The following is a 16,993-nucleotide window of genomic DNA, read 5'->3' as shown; positions in this document are numbered from 1 at the left end:
GTATGACATCCCGATCCCGTTCAAAGGTGACCATGCAGGAGTACGCCGTGGCCGAACCCGGGGCGGGCCCGTACGCGTTGACGGCCGGGCCGGACGGCGCGCTGTGGTGCACCCTGGTGCATCACGGGCGGATCGCACGCGTCACCACGGCCGGGCACGTCACCACCTACCCCCTGCGCACCGCCACCGGCGCGCCGACAATGATCACGGCCGGCGCGGACGGCGCCCTGTGGTGCACCGAGTTCAAGGAACACCGCATCACCCGCATCGTGCCCGGTGACGGTGACGGTGACGGTGACGGGGCCGAGGCGAAGGTGGAAACCTTCCCCCTGCCGACCGCGGATGCCGCGCCCCTCGGCATCGCCGCCGGGCCGGACGGCGCGGTCTGGTTCACCGAGTCCGCCGCCGACCGCATCGGCCGCATCACGGCGGACGGCACGGTCACCGAGTACGACCTGCCGGTACGCGGCGGCTTCGCCTCGGTGCTGGCGCCGGGGCCGGACGGCGCCCTGTGGTTCACCGCCAACCAGGCCGACGCGATCGGCCGGACGGGGCTCGACGGCGCCACCGTTCTGTACGACCTGCCCACGTCCGGCGCCGCGCCCGTGGGACTCACGGCGGGCCCCGACGGCGCGCTGTGGTTCGTGGAGATCGGGGCCGGGCAGATCGGCCGGATCACCACGGACGGCACGGTCACCGAATTCCCGCTGCCGGACCGGGCGTCGCGCCCGCACGCGATTGCCGCGGGCGCGGACGGCGCCCTGTGGTTCACCGAGTGGGGCGCGGGCCGCATCGGCCGCATCACCACCGACGGGCACATCGACGTCCACGACCTCCCGGACCGCGCGTCCGAACCGCACGGCATCACCCTCGGCCCCGACGGCGCGATGTGGGCGGCACTGGAGACCGGCTCTCTGGTCCGCGTTACGGCGCACCCGTAGGAGGCGAACGGGACGGTGCACCCGGCACGACGGGGCAGAGCTCCCCACGGGCGTGTCACGTGGGGAGCTCTGCTGCCGTACGCGGGTCAGGCCGCGGCGTACGGAGTCACTTGCACGCGGCCTCCGCGCGCACCCGGGGGGCCTGCGCCTGGGAAGTGTGCGCCTGCGGGGCGTGCGCCTGCTTTGCGTGGGGCTGCTTTGCCTGCGACTGCTTCGCCTGCGACTGCTTCGCCTGGGACTGTTTTGCGTGCGGCTGCTTCGCCTGATACTGGCGATTCGCGAAGCGCAGCCGTTCCACCGGATAGGCCCTCGGGTACTTCCTGTTGATGATGTCCAGGTTGTTCGCGAGCCGTACGTCCGCGGTGATGAGGGAGAGCTTCAGCATTTTGGTCTGGCTCACCACCTGCGTGTCCTTGGCTTCGAGGTTCTGCCCCGTGTCGGCGGCCCGCGCCTTCAGTTTGTCGATCGCCGCCTTGGTCGCGTACGTGCTGCTCTTCTTTCCCGACCGGTTCTTCAGGAAGGTGTTGAGCCAGGCACGTTCCTGACTGCCGCCCGCACCGAATTCCGTGTTCACCTGCGGCACGATGCAGGGTCTGCGCTTTCCCATCGCGGTGTCGAGCCTGTTCAGATACGCCGCGGAATGCTTCGCGTGGATCAGGACACCGGTGTCCAGCGAGACGTACTCCTTCGGGGCCCGGGGGGCGGTGTGCGACTGCTCCGGTGGCGTGGCGGCGGGCGCGGCCGCCGTGGACACCGCCGTTGCCGTCACGGCCAGGCAGACGGCTATGAGGGACTTGGTTACGGGCGTTGAATGACGCATGCTCTGCTACCTGCTTTCCATGGTGTTCCGCGATGCGGGGGCGGGTGGCAGAAAAGGAGTGCCCGGCACGGAAGAAGTCAGCATGATCCGGAGCCGATGTCGCCCGAATCAGTGAGCGCGTTACGGGCCGGACCCTCCGCAGCCGGTGATTTCCGGTCGGCGCGGCGGCCCGGCCCTCAGCGGTTCCGTCACCTTCTTACGGGGCGCCGGCCCGGAGCGGCGACCCTGCTGCAAATGGCGGAGCGCATGCGCCGGTTTCAGCTTCCGCCCGCGGTGATCCAGCGGTGCGCGGCCTCGGCCGTGAATTCCTTCTGCCCGCCCGGGAAGAACAGCCCGGCGCTGCCGAAGGCCGGGTCCGCCGCCGTCTCCGGTACGTACGGGATCGCGATGCACCGCATGCCCGCCCGGCGGGCCGCCTCCGCTCCGGGCGGCGCGTCCTCCAGCACCACGCACGTCCGCGGCTCCGCGCCCAGCCTGCGGGCCGCCTCCAGGAAGACGTCCGGCGCGGGCTTGCCGTGCGCCACCTCCTCGGCGGAGACGAGCACGGTCAGCCACGCGTCCAGCCCGGTGGCCGCGAGCACCGTCTCGATCGCGGACCGCGAGGAGCCGGAGGCCACCGCCAGCGGGTGTCCGGCCGCGTGCAGCCGCTCCACGAACGTGCGCATCTCGGGAAAGACCTCGGTGTGCGCCCGCGCCCGTTCCAGATAGGCGCGGTTCTTGCCGGCCAGCAGCTCGTCGAGGGGGGCGTCGATGCCGTACTCGCGCTTGAGGATCTCCAGCGTCTCGCGGGTGCCGATGCCGATGAAGCGGGCGTGGTGCTCCCAGGTGAAGTCGGTGACGCCGTACCCGGCGAGCACGCTGCGCCCCGCCTCGTAGTAGTTCGGCTCGCTGTCCACGAGCGTTCCGTCCAGGTCGAAGACGACGGGAGCGGGAGCGGGGTGGGAGCCGGTGGCGGGGGCGGAGGAGGGGCTGACGGGGATGCTCATGGCATCAGCATGCCAAGGCGCCCCTCAGCGCGGCTTGGCGGTACCGCCCACCGCTTCGACCAGCGGCAGCATCCGGTGCGGCACCCGTTCGCGCAGCGCCACCTCCGTACGCGTACGGACCACCCCCGACATCTTGATCAGCCGCTGGATCACGTCCTCCAGGTGGGCCGCGTCCCGCGCGACCACCCGCGTCAGCAGATCACCGCCGCCGGTCGTCGAGAACGCCTCGATGATCTCCGGCACCTCGGCCAGCTCGTCGGCGACGTCCTCCAGGTGCCCCTGGGTGACCTCGACGTGCACGAAGGCGAGTACGGGATGGCCGAGGGCGGCGGGCGAGAGGCGGGGCCCGTACGCCGTGATCACCCCGTCCCGCTCCAGCCGGTCCAGACGCGCCTGGACGGTACCTCGGGCGATGCCGAGGATACGGGCGTACTCCCGCACGCTGGTGCGCGGCTGCTCCAGCAGCAGCCGGAGGATCTTCGCGTCGAGCGTGTCCACGGCCATGGGCCGACGGCCTCCTCAGGAGCGGTACGGGGTCCTGGTGACTGTACCAATGGCCCACTCGGCGGGCGCGTGCGGCGGCCACTGGCGGAGAGGGGCGTGGGGGCTCTCGGCGTCCTCGGCGTCCTCGGGGTCCTCGGGGTCCTCGTGAGGGGACCGTCCCGCTCCGTCCCCCCCCCGGGTCATCCGTCACCCGTCACCCGTCACCCGTCAGCAGACCCCGTCACCGGGCTTCGGGTTGGCCAGCCGGAAGGCGGGCCGCAGCTTCAGACCGGCCCAGGTGCCCAGCAGCGCCGTCGCGCCCCAGATCCAGCCGTGCAGGCTGCCGGAGGCGATGCCCGCGAGGTAGGCGCCGATGTTGCAGCCGCCCGCCAGCCGGGCGCCGACGCCCATCAGGACGCCGCCCGCGACCGCCGCGACCGCGGTGCGCCAGGGGGTGCCCCGGTGCAGTGCCCAGGTGCCGCCCAGCGCGGCGGCCACCGCAGCGCCGATCATGATGCCGATGTCGGTGAGGCTGGTCTTGTCGGCCAGTACCGGGCCGGACAGCGCGTGCGCGTTCGCGGGCTTCTGCCAGTACGACCACGTCTCCGGATGCCCGCCGAGCGCACTCACCAGCTTCGCGCCCCACAGGCTGAACGCGCTCGTCACACCCCATGCCCCGCCGGACACGAGGAGCACGCCGCCGCCCAGCAGCGCCAGCACCGCCGCGCCGACGGCCAGCGGCCACGAACCGCGCAGGACACGGGCGGCCGACGTCTTCGCCGACGGAACCGGGCCGGTCGGCGGCGGATTGCGCCGCGCCTGCACCGCCCGGCTGACGACCACGACGACGGCCAGCGCCAGGATGGTGACGGCCCACGAACCGAACCAGCCGATGTGGTCGGCGAACACGACCGGCTCGTACGCCGGCAGGTCCTTCCACAGGTCGAACTGCCAGGCGGCCAGGGTGGAACCGGCGATAAAGCCGCCCAGGGTCAGCACGATGGACGTCTGCCCCGACCCCACCGCGAACAGCGTGCCGGAGGCGCAGGCACCCCCCAGCTGCATACCGACGGCGAACACGAACGAGCCGAGGAGCAGCCCCACACCGAGCGGCCCGCCGGAGGGCGCGGGCGCCGAACCGAACAGTCCGGTGCTGGTGCCGATGACCAGAGCGAACAGCGTGGCCGTCGTGCCCAGCAGCAGCGCGTGGGCGCGCAGCCCCGCCCCGTTGCCCACGGCGACGAGCTGCCGCCACGCCGAGGTGAATCCGAACCGGGAGTGGAACAGGGCCACCCCCAGTCCGAGCCCGAGCAGCAGCAGGACGCCGGACTTCGCGCCGTACGAGGCGAAGACGTGGCCCGCCAGCGCCACGGCGATCAGCAGCCCGACGGCGAGCGGCAGGCGGCGTACGGGCGGGGCCGGGGGAGCCGCGGGCCGGGGCCGGGAGGTGGGGGAAGGGGCGAGCAGGGCTCCGGGGCGGGGGGCTCCGACGAGCGGATCAGGGGGTGCTGTGGTCACAGCGGGCTCCGTGAGGGTGAGCGGTGAGCTGAGCGGTGAGGTGAGGTGAGGTGAGCTGAGCGGGAGTCGACGGGACGCGGCACGAGGAGGGTGCCCGGGGCGCGGGAGGCTCACGTCATCCCGGAAACGTCCGGGGCAGGGAAATCCTGGGGAGAGTCCACGGGGGAAAGCGGACATCACGGACGCCGACGCCGTGCGGTACGGCGCGGGCGGCGGGCTTCAGCGGCGACAGAGCCCGTCGTCGACGCACCAGGCCGAGTTCGCGAAGAGCGCGAGACAGAGGAGGCGTGCGGGTGCGGACATGGCGACGAGGGTAATGCGTGAAAGGTGCACGCGGTTGCGGTGTTCCGTCATCTGGACGCGCGAATGAGACGAGGCACCCGGGGGTGGGTCGTTTCGGGCAGACGGGCGGCGTCCCGCGCCAATGGTCACCTTTTGGCTGCCGGGTCCGCGGCGGGACTGTGCCAATGGATCAGTGTTTTCGGGCTCTGTTGAGCCAACAGTAGTGTTGATGTTGTCATAGGCCAGTCGACGGCGCTGCGGATTTCCGCGGCGCCTTTTTGATGCGGGCACGCAGCTTTGATGCGGGCACGCAGCGCCGCACCACAGCGCCGCACCGCGGAATCGAAGCGCGGAGCCGGCGGACAGTGCTGAAAGCAAAGGGGTGGAAAAACGTGTTGAAGAGGGTGTTCGTGGCGCCGGACCCGGGCCGGCTGCGGCTGCGCAGCGCCGCGCGGGCCGTCGTGGGCGTCGGCCTGGCGGTGGCCGTGTGCGCCGCCGTCGGCCACTCGCTGGTCGGTGCCGTGGTGGGCGGGGTCGCCGCGTTGCTCGCCCTCTTCACCGTCGCGGACACGACGGTCCGCGGCCAGATGGTGTCCACCGCCCTGCTGCCGCTGGTCGGCTTCCCGGTGCTCGCCGCGGCGGCGATGCTGCACGACTATCCGCTGGTACGGGACACCGCCTTCCTCGCCATGGTCGGCATCGGCGTCTACGCCCGCCGCTGGGGGCCGCGCGGCAACGCCCTCGGCATCTTCGCGTTCATGTCCTTCTTCGAGGCGCAGTTCCTGCGCACGGTGCCCGAGCAGCTGCCCGAGCTGTACGCCGCCACCGCGCTCGCCCTTCTCGCCTGCTCGTTCGTCCGCTTCGGACTGTGGTGCTACGAGCGCCGTACGCCGCCGCCCGCCGTCCCCGCCCTGCCCGGCGGCAAGGGCTTCGCCCGCGCGACGACCCGCCAGGCGCTCCAGGCGACCGCCGCCGGAGCCTTCGCCCTGGTCGCGGGCCAGCTGCTCTCCCACGAGCGGTGGTACTGGGCCGTCGGCGCCATGTGGTGGATCTTCGTCAACACCGCCTCGCGCGGCGAGACCGTGGTCCGCAGCTTCCGCCGGATGCTCGGCACGCTCCTCGGCATCCCCGCCGGGCTGCTGATCGCCGTGCCCCTGCACGGAGCGCTGGCACCCACGGCCGTCCTCATCGCCGTCTGCGTCTTCTCGATCTTCTACGCCTCACCGGTCTCGTACACCTGGAACATGCTCGCGGTGACCCTGATGGTCGGGCTGCTGTACGGGCTGCTGGGCGTCCTGGACCCCGGGCTGCTCGCGCTGCGCCTGGCGGAGACCGGTGTCGGCGCGCTGAGCGCGGTGCTGGCCGTCCTCGTGGTCCTGCCCGTCACCACGCACGCCACGACGGACGCGTGGGTCCAGCGCGCCCTGCGCTGCGTGCACCACTGCACCGCGGAGGCCGCGGCGCGCATCGCGGGGACCGAGAGCGCCGACCCCGGACCGCTCGTCGCCGAGCTGGAAGTGCTGCTCCGCCGGGTACGGCTCTCCCTCTCCCCGCTGGTGCACCCGCTGGCGCCGATGCGGGCCCGCAAGGGACGGGCCCGGCAGGTGCTGGCGCTGCTGGACGACTGTGCCCGTGAGGTCCGCGGACTGGCGTCCATCGCCGCCGACCCGGAGGCGTCGCACGACGCCCGGCTGACCGCCGCCTGCCAGCGTGTGGAGGCCGCCGTCGAAGCACTCACCACGCCACAGCAGCCCCGCGAGTTCACGGCCGCCACCACGGCCGCCGTCCCGCACCCGGCAGCCCTGGAGCCCGCGCTCGCTCACCTGCACGGCCTGGAGCGCGCCCTGGCCGAACTGGCCGCACCGCTGCGCAGCTCCCCGCGCTCGCCGCTGGCCGACGCCTGAGAACTGCGACGAGAACCGCTGGTGGATCCGCTGCCGGTCACGGTCACCCGCGCCGCCCGTGACCGGCGTACGGACTGGCGGCCCGTGCCCGGCAGCCCGCCCGTACGAGCCTGTTAGCGTCAGCGCGTACAACTCCGTACGACACGCAGGGCGGACGAAGGGCAGGCGGAGCGCCGATGGGGCCGATGGGTACGACAGGCAGCGGGCAGCGGGCGTACATCGGGTCGTTCACGTCGGCGGGCGGGCGCGGCATCATCACGGCGGCGGTCGACGCGGAGACGGGCGCCCTGACCCCGCTGCACGCCACGGACGAGGTACGCGACCCGAGCTACCTCGCTCCCGCGCCCGACGGCCGCCACCTGTACGCGGTGAGCGAGACCTCCGACGGCGCGGCTGCCGCCTTCGCCCTCACGGAGAAGGGGCCGGCGCTGCTCGGTGCCCCCATACCGGTGGGCGGCGCCGCCCCCACCCACCTTGCCCTCTGGTCCGGGCACCTGCTGACCGCCAACTACACCTCCGGCAGCGTCAGCGCACTGTCCGTACGGGCAGACGGCACCCTCACGGAGCCCGCCGTCGTCCTCCAGCACACGGGCAGCGGCCCGCACCCCGACCGCCAGGAAGGCCCGCACGCGCACGCCGTGCTGCCCGACCCCACCGGCCGCTGGCTGCTCAGCGTCGACCTGGGCACCGATTCCGTACGCATCTGCGAACCCGACCCCGCGAGCGGGGTGCCCGCGATACGTCACGAGGTACGGCTGCGTCCGGGCAGCGGGCCCCGGCACCTCGCCTTCCACCCGCGTGGCGACCATGCGTACGTCATCAACGAACTGTCCTCCACGGCCACGCCGTGCCACTGGGACGCCACCACCGGCACCCTCACACCGCTGGCCGAGACGGCGGTCCTCCCTCCGGACGCGGGCGGCAACCACCCCTCCGAACTGGTCGTCTCGCCCGACGGCCGCTTCGCCTGGGTGGCGAACCGGGGCCACGACAGCATCTCCGTCCTCGCCGTCGCCCCTTCGGGAGAGAGCTTCTCCCTGGTCACGACCGTGCCGTGCGGCGGGCACTGGCCGCGCGACCTGGCGCTGCACCCGGGAGGGCGGCACCTGTACGCCGCCAACGAGCGCTCCGGGGACGTGACCTGGTTCTCCGTCGACCCCGCGACCGGGGTGCCGGAGGCGGGCGGCTCGATCGAGGCCCCGGCCGCTTCCTGCGTGGTCTTCGTCTGACGCGGCCGACTGCGCCGTGAGCCGGGCGGTGCCCGGAGAGCCCGAAGGGCCGCCCCCCGCAGGGGGAGCGGCCCTTCGCGATGGTGACGACGGCGTCGGCCGCCGCCCTACGGCATCACCGTACCGGCGCGCCCTGCCCCGCCGACTGCAGCGTGATGCCCAGCGCCGACGCGTAGTTCGACAGCACCAGGCGGCCGACCGTCCCGTATGCGCCCAGGGGCTCCGCCGCCGAGCAGCCCGCTTCCGCTGCCGCCGCCCCCACCAGGCCGTCGGCGATCTCCGGACCGATCAGGTACGGGGCCAGGGCCAGCTGCTGCGAGCCCGAGGAGCGCAGCTCGTCGGCCGTACGGGCGATGGAGCCCTCCTGGTCCAGCGCGGCGGCCAGCACCGGCACGGCCAGCCGGGCGGACAGCAGCATGCCGGTGATCCCGGCCGCCTGTACGGCCTCCTCGCCGCCGACCGTCGCGAGGACGATGCCGTCGGCGGCCGTCGCGACCGTGAACAGGCGGGCCCGGTCGGCGCGGGCCAGACCGGCTTCGGACAGGCGTACGTGCAGGGCCTCGGCGAGCAGCGGGTGCGGGCCGAGCACGTCGGTCAGCTCGGCCGCCGAACCGCTGTTCATGATCGCTTGGCGTATGCGGCGGAGCAGCGCGCTGTCCGGCCCGGCCAGCAGCGGTACGACCACCGCGGGCGGGCCCTGCTGCTCGGCCTGCGAGCCGTCGCCCGTACGGGCCTTGTGCTCGCCGGCGGTCTGCGCCAGCACGGCCTCCAGCGCGGGGTACTCCGCGTCGCCGCCGTCCACGTAGCCGATCCGGGCGTCGAGGCCGGGCAGCTCGGAGCGGGCGATGCTGGTCACCTCCGCCGCGAGGCCGCGCGCGGCGGCCGAAGGGGTGCCGGGCACGGCGAGGACCAGGGCGGGTGCGCCCTCGGGCGCAGCGACGGGCTCCGGTCGGCGGTGACGACCGGACTGCCGGGGACGCGGCATTCGTACAGGCAGGCCAGGTGCGGCGCCCGAGCTCGGAGAAACTTCGTCAAAACGGGGCGAGCCGGGTGCGGGCCCAGTGGGGGAACTCATGGCGTCGCATGTTAACGCCTCAGGGGTCCCCCGCGCGGCGGGAGGGTTCGGCCGGGAGGTATCCGTCCCGAATTGTCCCGCGCGGCGTATGGGCAGGTCAGAGCCCGGATCGAGCGATGGTGCGAGCCCTCAGGGCGCCCCGGAGCGGGGGGCTGCGCCGCCGCCCCGTGCGCCCTCCTGCGCGCCGTCACGCGCTCCGTGACGGGCTCGGTGACTGGCTCCGTGGCGGGCTCCGTGACGGAGTGCGTGACGGACTCGGTGACGGCCTCTGTCCGTGCCGGTCCGGGGCGGCCTGCGCCGTCCGGCAGTCGCCCTTCGGGGCGCTGGAACGATTCGCTGGATATCCATGACGACTTACGGAAATCACGACATCACGGTTTAACGGGCATTGCTCTGCCGCTGAAGTCCTTTGCCGGGCCCTGCTGTCGAAGTCCTGCTGCCGGGGTTCCGTTGCCGGGGTTCTGTCGCCATGGCTTTGCAGCAGGGGTTTTGCAGCCGGAGGCGCACGGTGGTGCCGTGCCGTGCCCTACCGCGTGACGCGCAACAGTTTCTCGTCCGTGGGCAGCAGCAGCCGGTCGGTGGCCAGTGCCGCGGCGACGCGCAGCGCCCCGCCGAGCGGATCGCCCTCCGCTTCGACCTGCCGGGCGTGCGGCAGCAACTCGCCGAACGCGGCACGCAGCGGTGTCAGCAGCGGGCCGCCCAGATGCAGAAGCCCCCCGGTGAACGCCACCGCACTGCCCGCCGCTTGGGGGCAGACCGCCGCTGCCGCCTCTGCCAGGTGCCGCGCGGCCTCGCTCAGGATCGCCGCCGCCACGGAGTCGTGTCCGGCGCAGGCGGCGACCTCCGGCGCGAACGACGCCAGTACGGCGGGCCGGTCGGCGCGCGGGTACAGCGCGCCCGGCAGCTCCGCCGCCGGACCGAACATCGCTTCCATACGGGTCAGCAGCACAGCCGAACCGCCCTGCCGTCCGTCATGGGCGCGCAGCGCCGCCTCCAGCCCGGCCCTGCCGATCCAGGCGCCGCTGCCGCAGTCGCCCAGCAGGTGGCCCCAGCCGTCGGCGCGGCGCCAGCCGCCGGTCCGGGTGAGGTCGGTGCCCATCGCTATCACGCCGGTACCGGCGGCGACGACGGCGCCCGGAGCCTGGCCGAGCGCCCCGGCGTACGCGGTCACGGCGTCGGCGGCCAGCGCGAGCCGCCGTACACCGAACGCTTCGGCCAGCGCCCCCGGCAACTCGGCGCGCAGCTCCGCACCGAGCGTCGCCATGCCCGCGGCGCCGACGCACACGGCGTCGAGCCGCCGGGCCCCGGAGTCCCGCATCAGGTCCTGCGCGGCCGGTACCAGCTGCTTGAGCAGCTGATGGGCGTCCACACCGTTCGGCCCGGTGCCGATGGGCTCCTGGGAGGTGTACGAGGCGAGCGGCAGTACGTCCCTCTCGTCTGCGCGGGCGACGGCGATCCGCAGGCCGGAACCGCCCGAATCCACCCCGAGAACATGGCCGGGCGACGGGCGGGCCGTACTGCCCCGGGACTCAGCCAAACCCGCGCGCGTCCTGCTTGAGTGCGGTGTCCACGGTCAGGGCCGTGGCGACGACCAGGCTCCGCAACGGTTCGGGCAGCTGGGAGTGGAGCTGCAGGACGTAGTTGTCCGCGGTGGTGAACATCGTCTTGGCCAGGCCCTCCCAGGTCTTGGTGATCCGGGCGACCTCGTTGTCGGTGTGGTCGACGATCGCGAAGTTCCAGGCGCGCCAGTTCTCCGCCTTGATGGCGCCGATCTGCTGACCGCCCGCCATCATCGCGAAGTTGATCTTGCCGATGGCGTTCTGCTGCACGATCTCGCCGACCGGCTGCCCGTCGGGCCGCTCCACCAGCACCTTCGACTTGATGAACTTCGCCGGGCGGGTCAGCGCCAGCTGCGGCTGGCCGTAGGCGTCCCGGATCTCCAGCCGGTGGGTCATGTACTGGTCGAGGCTGGAGACGAACCGCAGCACCTTCTTCGCGGTGCTCTGGCCGACCTGTACGACCGTACCGAGGGTGTTGCCGTGCTGGTCGAAGACGCTGTACTCGTTCGTCACCTCGATCAGCTTGGCTTTCTGGTTCACGACCAGGACCGGTTCGGTGAACAGCGTCCCGCCGCCCTGGGCGGTGGGAGCGACGCCGGCCTGCTGCTGTACCTGGTGCTGCACCTGCCCGGGGTTGCCCCCCGGCTGCCCGTAGCCCGGCTGCGCGCCCGGCATGGGCTGTCCAACCGGCATGGGCTGTCCGCCCGGCATCGGCGGCCCGCCGGGCACTTGCTGGCCCGCCGGTGCGTGCTGGCCGACCGGAACGTGCTGGCCGACCGGAGCCTGGTGTCCGGCAGGCGTCTGCTGTGCAGCCTGCGGCGCGTACTGCTGAGGCTGCTGCGGCATCGACTGTCCGGCACCCTGCTGCTGAGGCGCGTATCCCTGCCCGGGGGCCTGCTGGCCGTGCATCTGCTGGCCGTACGGCTGCCCGCTCTGCTGCCCGCCCTGCTGGTGGGGGCCGCTCTGCTGCTGGGCCTTCACGTACGACGGCTGCTGCGCTTGCAGCTGCTGATCCTGCTGCGGCACCTGCTGCTGCGCCGCGTGGCCGGAGGCCGATGCCTGCTCCTGGGCCTGCTGCCGCCCCGCGTGCGTGTGCTCGGTCCACCGGGAGCCGTCCCACCAGCGCAGCCGGTCGGGCGTGCCCTGCGGGTCGGCATACCAACCCGCAGGGATGTTCGCGTTCGTCATGCGGGCACACTATCCCGCAGGGTCAGGGCAGTCTCCAGTCCACCGGCTGCGCGCCCTGCCGCACCAGCAGGTCGTTGGTCCGGCTGAACGGACGCGAGCCGAAGAACCCCCGGTCGGCCGACATGGGGGAGGGGTGCGAGGACTCCACCGAGGGCAGGTCGCCGAGGAGCGGCCGCAGGTTGCGCGCGTCGCGGCCCCACAGCACCGACACCATCGGACGGCCCCGCGCGACCAGCGCCCGGATGGCCTGCTCCGTGACCTCCTCCCAGCCCTTGCCCCGGTGCGCCGCGGGTTTGCGCGGCGCCGTCGTCAGCGCCCTGTTGAGCAGCAGGACGCCCTGCCGCGTCCACGGCGTGAGATCACCGTTGGACGGCCGCGGCAGCCCCAGGTCCGAAGCCATCTCGCGGTAGATGTTCTCCAGACTCCCGGGCAGCGGGCGGACGTCCGGCGCGACGGAGAAACTCAGTCCCACCGCGTGTCCGGGAGTCGGATACGGGTCCTGTCCGACGATGAGCACCCGGACGTCATCGAAGGGCTGTTGGAAGGCGCGCAGCACATTGCTGCCGGCCGGAAGGTACGTACGTCCCGCGGCGATCTCCGCCCGCAGGAACTCGCCCATCCTGGCGATCTGTCCGGCGACCGGCTCAAGTGCCTTGGCCCAGCCGGGTTCGACGATTTCATGAAGAGGTCGTGCAGCCACGCACGTCACCCTACTGGCCGCAAGGTGATCCTCTTCAACCGATGGCCTGATCCGACCCCCCGATCCAGCCGCCCGTCCACCCCGTTCCGCCCCGCCCTCCTCCCTGTCACGCCCTGACGAACACTCACCCCCCGGCTCTCCACGGCCACCTCGATCCCCGCTTCCACAACTCACCCCCTCAGCCTGCTCACCCCGTTTACTCTCCCGGCTGGCCCCCGCTCACCCTCCCTCCCGACGCACCCTCCTCCCGACCCGCTCCCGCTCACCCTCCTTCCCGGCTGCCCCCGCTCACCCTCCCTCCCGGCTGCCCCCGCTCAGTCCCCCTCCCGGCTGGCCCTGCCTTGCGCTTCCCCTCCCGGCTCACCCGACGGCGGCTGCCCGTACACACAGCACGTCCGGCAGGTGCGAGGCGAGCTGCTCCCAGCTGTCGCCGTCGTCCGCGCTGGCGAAGACCTCCCCGTTGCGATTGCCGAAGTAGACCCCTGCGGGGTCGGAGTCGTCGACGCACAGCGCGTCCCTGAGCACCGTGCCGTAGTGGTCCTCCCGGGGCAGGCCGTCGCTGAGGGCCTCCCAGCTCACACCGGCGTCCTCGGTGCGGTAGACCCGGCACCGGTGCTCCGCCGGGACGCGGTCGATGTCCGCGGTGATGGGGAAGACGTACGCCACGTCCGCCCGGTGCGGGTGGGCGGCTGCCGCGAACCCGAAGTCGGAGGGCAGGCCGCCGCCGATGTCGGTCCACTTCGCGCCCGCGTCGTCGCTGCGGTAGACGCCCCAGTGGTTCTGCAGATAGAGCCGGTCGCGGTCCACGGGGTCCTGCGCGATCTTGTGTACGCACTGTCCGAACTCCGGATCCGGGTCCGGCAGGAACACGGCCTTCACACCGCTGTTCGACGGGGCCCAGCTCTGGCCGCCGTCCTTCGTGCGGAAGACGCCCGCGGCGGACACCGCGACCGTCACCACGTCCGCGTCCCGCGGGTCCGTGATCACCGTGTGCACCGCCAGGCCACCACCGCCGGGCACCCACTGTTCACGGGAGGGGTGGTCCCACAAAGGGCGCTCCAGCTCGAAGGTCTCGCCCCCGTCCGTCGACCGGAACAGCCCGCCGGGCTCCGTCCCCGCGTACACCACGTCGGGGGCGGCCGGGCCGGCCGGATGGAGCTGCCAGACCCGCTCCAGCGAAGTCTGCGTATCCGACGGATACTTGACGGGCGGGCGGGTCGGCTCCCGCCAGGTCTCGCCGAGGTCGTCGGAGTGGAAGACCGAGGGGCCCCAGTGCGCGCTGTCCGCACCGGCCAGCACCCGGGGTGTCGGGCGGCGGGTGTCGATGCCGATCGAATACACCGCTTGCGCGGCGAAATGCGGACCGCTCAGCTCCCAGTCACCGCGCCGCCGCCGACCGATGAAGAGCCCTTTGCGTGTGCCCACCGCGAGTAGTACGTCTGCCTTGCCGGATGCCATGTCGAACACCTCCGGGACGCCGTTGTCTCAGGTACCGCTCAGTCTGCACCCGACCACTGACAACGGCCCTCCGGCACGATGTCCTCACAGGTCAGAACGTATGTGCCGCCATTTTCCGAACGCCGAACGCCGAACATCGAACTGTCGTCTGCGGAGGGCTCCGGACCGACAGAAAGAGCCGGCCCCCTGTCGCCAGGGGGCCGGCCGGTCGCCGCCGTCGTGCGGGCGGCGCTGCGTTCTCTCTGTTCCGCGTCAGCGCTGTTGGTTACGGCCGATGGTCATGCGGTAGATCGCCAGGACGATCACCGAGCCGATGATGGCCGCGATCCACGTCGAGAGGTGGAAGAAGCCGTTGATCGACTCCACCCCGAAGATCACCTTGCCGAGCCAGCCGCCCAGCAGACCGCCGACAATGCCGATCAGCATGGTGACGAGGCATCCACCCGGGTCCTTGCCCGGCATCAGCGCCTTCGCAATCGCACCTGCCAGCAACCCGATCAGGATCCACGCGATGATTCCCACGGCAGCTCACCTCGTTCACAAATAAGATCAAAACGCTTCGACTCTGGTGTTTCCCGCTTTTGCGGATCGAAACACTGCAAGTGCATCGGTTCTTAGTGCGGCCGCCTGCGCGCCCCTATCGCGCCCCTCAGGGACGCCACCGACGCCGCCGCGTCACCTGCTCGTACGGCTGAGGGTCCGGGTACGTCAGCAGCTCCAGAGTGCTCCCCCAGGGCGTACGCAGATACACGAACCGGTTCCGTGCCCCCTCCTCCGGACCGGGCAGAGGCTGCGGCGGCCCGAGGGACACGGCGCCCGCCTCCTCGGCCCGGGACACCGCGGAGTCCAGGTCGTCCACGTAGCAGGCCACGTGCTGCCACCCCAGGTCGCAGGGGATCGCGGGGGTTCGCTGCCGCGGACCGGTGAACTCGAACAATTCGATTCCGGGCCCGTTCGGGAGGGCAAGCATCCGTATGGCCACCTGGGTGGTGCCCTGCGGCACTCCGAGGCGCCGCTCGGTGCCCGCACCTCCCTTGGGGCCGTCCTCGCGGGGCAGCGTGTCGTACAGCACTTCCGCGTCCAGCGCCGCGGTGAAGAAGGCTGTCGCCGTGTCGATGTCGGGAACCGTGACGCCTATGTGGTCGATGCCGCGCGTGGCCATGTGCGCGCCCTCCTCGGAATGCCGCGGAATGCCGCGACGGGCTGTGGGGATCGCACCTGCGTGTGTCCGGTGTGGCCGGACCTGAGCGGCCACGTGGTCCCCGGCCTGATCGCTGCGGGCCCGGCTCCCACCTTGCGGCACCGCGCGCACCGCCGCTCTCCCGGCGGCGTCAAAAATCGCTCGTACGGGAAGCGCCGGGGCCCCTATCGTGAGCCGGTCGGCCCAGGGGCGCTCCGGGCCGGGCGGCCGGGTCGCGGCGGTACGGGGGTACGTCGCGAGCGGACGGCACGACGGCGGCTGGGGTGGCGATACCGCCTCGCCGAGGCCGCGAAAGCGCCGGTGCGGGGCCGGGTCCACCAGGGACCGGCCCCGTTTTCATGTGCCGGCGACGGCGCGACGCATCCCGTTCCCGGGAGTAAGTACGAGAACCTTCGTAGTTTGACAAGCTCCGTACTACGAGGTCTATCGTATGAAACGTCAAGCAGAAGCAACCCCCAAACGCGGGAGTCCGTCGTGAGCGCACTGTTCGAGCCCCTCACCCTCCGGTCGCTGACCATCCCCAACCGCATATGGATGGCCCCCATGTGCATGTACTCGGCGGCTCCGGACGGCCCGGAGCAGGGCGCGCCCACCGGCTGGCACTTCCAGCACCTGGGCTCGCGCGCCGTCGGCGGTACGGGGCTGATCCTGACCGAGGCGACGGCGGTGAGTCCTGAGGGGCGCATCAGCCCGTACGACCTGGGGCTCTGGAACGACACGCAGACCGCCGCGTTCCGCCCCATCACCGACTTCCTGAAGGCGCACGGCTCCGTACCCGGCATCCAGATCGCCCACGCCGGACGCAAGGCCTCGACCGAGCGTACGTGGGTGGACCGCGGCGCCCCGATCGCCCCGGGCGAGGGCCACGGATGGCAGCCGGTGGGCCCGAGCCCGCTGGCGTTCGACGAGGCGTCCACCGAGCCGGAGGAACTGTCGGCCGAGGAGATCCGGGAGATCGTCGGGCAGTTCGCCGCGACCGCGCGGCGGGCGCTGGAGGCCGGCTTCCAGGTGGCCGAGATCCACGGCGCGCACGGCTACCTGATCAACGAGTTCCTCTCGCCGTTCACCAACCGGCGCACGGACGAGTACGGCGGCTCGTACGAGAACCGCACCCGGTTCGCCCTGGAGGTCGTGGACGCGGTGCGGGCCGTGTGGCCCGAGGAGCTGCCGGTGTTCTTCCGCATCTCGGCGACGGACTGGCTGTCGGAGAACGCGGACGACGAGCGTGAGGGCTGGACCTCCGAGGACACCGTGCGCTTCGCCGCGGACCTGAAGGCGCACGGGGTGGATCTGCTGGACACCTCCACGGGCGGCAACGCCCCGGGTGCGAAGATCACCGTGGAGCCCAACTACCAGGTTCCGTTCGCCGAGCAGGTCAGGAAGCAGACCGGCCTCCCGGTCGGCGCGGTCGGGCTGATCACCGAGGCCCAGCAGGCCGAGAAGATCGTCGTGGACGGCCAGGCGGACGCCGTGCTCATCGGCCGTGAGCTGCTGCGCGACCCGTACTTCGCCCGCAACGCCGCCCGCGAGCTCGGCGCCGACATCCACGTCCCCAACCCGTACCACCGCTCCTGACTCCAGGATCGTGGGCGCAGTCGGGTGGCCGCGCCGCGCGCCCGGGGCGGGTACGGCCCCGGACGCGCGGCGCG

The 16,993-nt window shown here is 72.4% G+C and carries 15 protein-coding genes and 1 pseudogene; 4 read left to right on the top strand and 12 right to left on the bottom strand.

The window, feature by feature from the left end; translation table 11 throughout:
- Positions 1-2 precede the first annotated feature (2 nt).
- Positions 3-941, top strand: coding sequence for a Vgb family protein (locus A6A06_RS33560; RefSeq protein WP_075806934.1), 939 nt, complete (start codon positions 3-5; stop codon positions 939-941).
- Positions 942-1,047: 106 nt separating this feature from the next.
- Here A6A06_RS33560 and A6A06_RS33555 read toward each other — a convergent pair whose 3' ends face one another.
- From A6A06_RS33555 to A6A06_RS33540, 4 genes are all read right to left on the bottom strand, one after another.
- Entirely contained in the window at positions 1,048-1,695 is a 648-nt protein-coding gene (locus A6A06_RS33555) for a hypothetical protein (protein ID WP_073766673.1), read from the bottom strand.
- Between the two features lie 323 nt (positions 1,696-2,018).
- Positions 2,019-2,747 carry an HAD family hydrolase gene (locus tag A6A06_RS33550; protein WP_079194538.1) on the bottom strand — a complete coding sequence of 243 codons (729 nt, stop codon included), beginning with the start codon at positions 2,745-2,747 and terminating at the stop codon, positions 2,019-2,021.
- Positions 2,748-2,771: 24 nt separating this feature from the next.
- Positions 2,772-3,251 carry an Lrp/AsnC family transcriptional regulator gene (locus tag A6A06_RS33545; protein WP_073766671.1) on the bottom strand — a complete coding sequence of 160 codons (480 nt, stop codon included), beginning with the start codon at positions 3,249-3,251 and terminating at the stop codon, positions 2,772-2,774.
- Between the two features lie 207 nt (positions 3,252-3,458).
- Complete coding sequence (locus tag A6A06_RS33540) at positions 3,459-4,748, bottom strand: YeeE/YedE family protein (protein ID WP_073766669.1); 1,290 nt, start codon at positions 4,746-4,748, stop codon at positions 3,459-3,461.
- 674 nt (positions 4,749-5,422) lie between these two features.
- Between A6A06_RS33540 and A6A06_RS33535 the strand changes: the two genes are divergently transcribed.
- Both A6A06_RS33535 and A6A06_RS33530 read left to right on the top strand, forming a co-directional pair.
- A complete protein-coding gene (locus A6A06_RS33535) occupies positions 5,423-6,934 on the top strand; it encodes an FUSC family protein (protein WP_073766667.1) in 1,512 nt (503 codons plus the stop codon).
- A gap of 185 nt (positions 6,935-7,119) precedes the next feature.
- Positions 7,120-8,163, top strand: coding sequence for a lactonase family protein (locus A6A06_RS33530; protein ID WP_073767173.1), 1,044 nt, complete (start codon positions 7,120-7,122; stop codon positions 8,161-8,163).
- A 115-nt stretch (positions 8,164-8,278) separates the two neighbouring features.
- On the opposite strand, the gene A6A06_RS33525 is transcribed toward A6A06_RS33530, so the two are convergent.
- The 8 genes and pseudogenes from A6A06_RS33525 to A6A06_RS33495 form a co-directional block, all read right to left on the bottom strand.
- On the bottom strand, positions 8,279-9,148 hold the full coding sequence (locus A6A06_RS33525; RefSeq protein WP_073766665.1) for a sirohydrochlorin chelatase: 870 nt from the start codon (positions 9,146-9,148) through the stop codon (positions 8,279-8,281).
- A gap of 616 nt (positions 9,149-9,764) precedes the next feature.
- The gene (locus tag A6A06_RS33520) at positions 9,765-10,721 is read right to left on the bottom strand and encodes an N-acetylglucosamine kinase (RefSeq protein ID WP_242441083.1); all 957 of its coding nucleotides are present in this window, start codon (positions 10,719-10,721) and stop codon (positions 9,765-9,767) included.
- 46 nt (positions 10,722-10,767) lie between these two features.
- The gene (locus tag A6A06_RS33515; RefSeq protein ID WP_443333818.1) at positions 10,768-11,706 is read right to left on the bottom strand and encodes an LURP-one-related/scramblase family protein; all 939 of its coding nucleotides are present in this window, start codon (positions 11,704-11,706) and stop codon (positions 10,768-10,770) included.
- Between the two features lie 171 nt (positions 11,707-11,877).
- A pseudogene (locus A6A06_RS43295) lies at positions 11,878-11,985 on the bottom strand (DUF2510 domain-containing protein); the annotation flags it as partial.
- 22 nt (positions 11,986-12,007) lie between these two features.
- Complete coding sequence (locus A6A06_RS33510) at positions 12,008-12,685, bottom strand: uracil-DNA glycosylase (protein ID WP_073766659.1); 678 nt, start codon at positions 12,683-12,685, stop codon at positions 12,008-12,010.
- 360 nt (positions 12,686-13,045) lie between these two features.
- Positions 13,046-14,143, bottom strand: coding sequence for a WD40/YVTN/BNR-like repeat-containing protein (locus A6A06_RS33505; RefSeq protein ID WP_073766657.1), 1,098 nt, complete (start codon positions 14,141-14,143; stop codon positions 13,046-13,048).
- A gap of 252 nt (positions 14,144-14,395) precedes the next feature.
- On the bottom strand, positions 14,396-14,665 hold the full coding sequence (locus A6A06_RS33500; RefSeq protein ID WP_073766655.1) for a GlsB/YeaQ/YmgE family stress response membrane protein: 270 nt from the start codon (positions 14,663-14,665) through the stop codon (positions 14,396-14,398).
- 127 nt (positions 14,666-14,792) lie between these two features.
- Positions 14,793-15,305 carry a VOC family protein gene (locus tag A6A06_RS33495; protein WP_073766653.1) on the bottom strand — a complete coding sequence of 171 codons (513 nt, stop codon included), beginning with the start codon at positions 15,303-15,305 and terminating at the stop codon, positions 14,793-14,795.
- 513 nt (positions 15,306-15,818) lie between these two features.
- Between A6A06_RS33495 and A6A06_RS33490 the strand changes: the two genes are divergently transcribed.
- On the top strand, positions 15,819-16,919 hold the full coding sequence (locus A6A06_RS33490) for an NADH:flavin oxidoreductase/NADH oxidase (protein ID WP_073766651.1): 1,101 nt from the start codon (positions 15,819-15,821) through the stop codon (positions 16,917-16,919).
- Positions 16,920-16,993: the final 74 nt, after the last annotated feature.

Origin of the sequence: Streptomyces sp. CB02923, from assembly GCF_001905005.1 — a bacterium.
Classification (GTDB): Bacteria; Actinomycetota; Actinomycetes; order Streptomycetales; family Streptomycetaceae; genus Streptomyces.
Note: the sequence above shows the minus strand (reverse complement) of the source record. Positions and strands in the feature narration are given on the sequence as shown.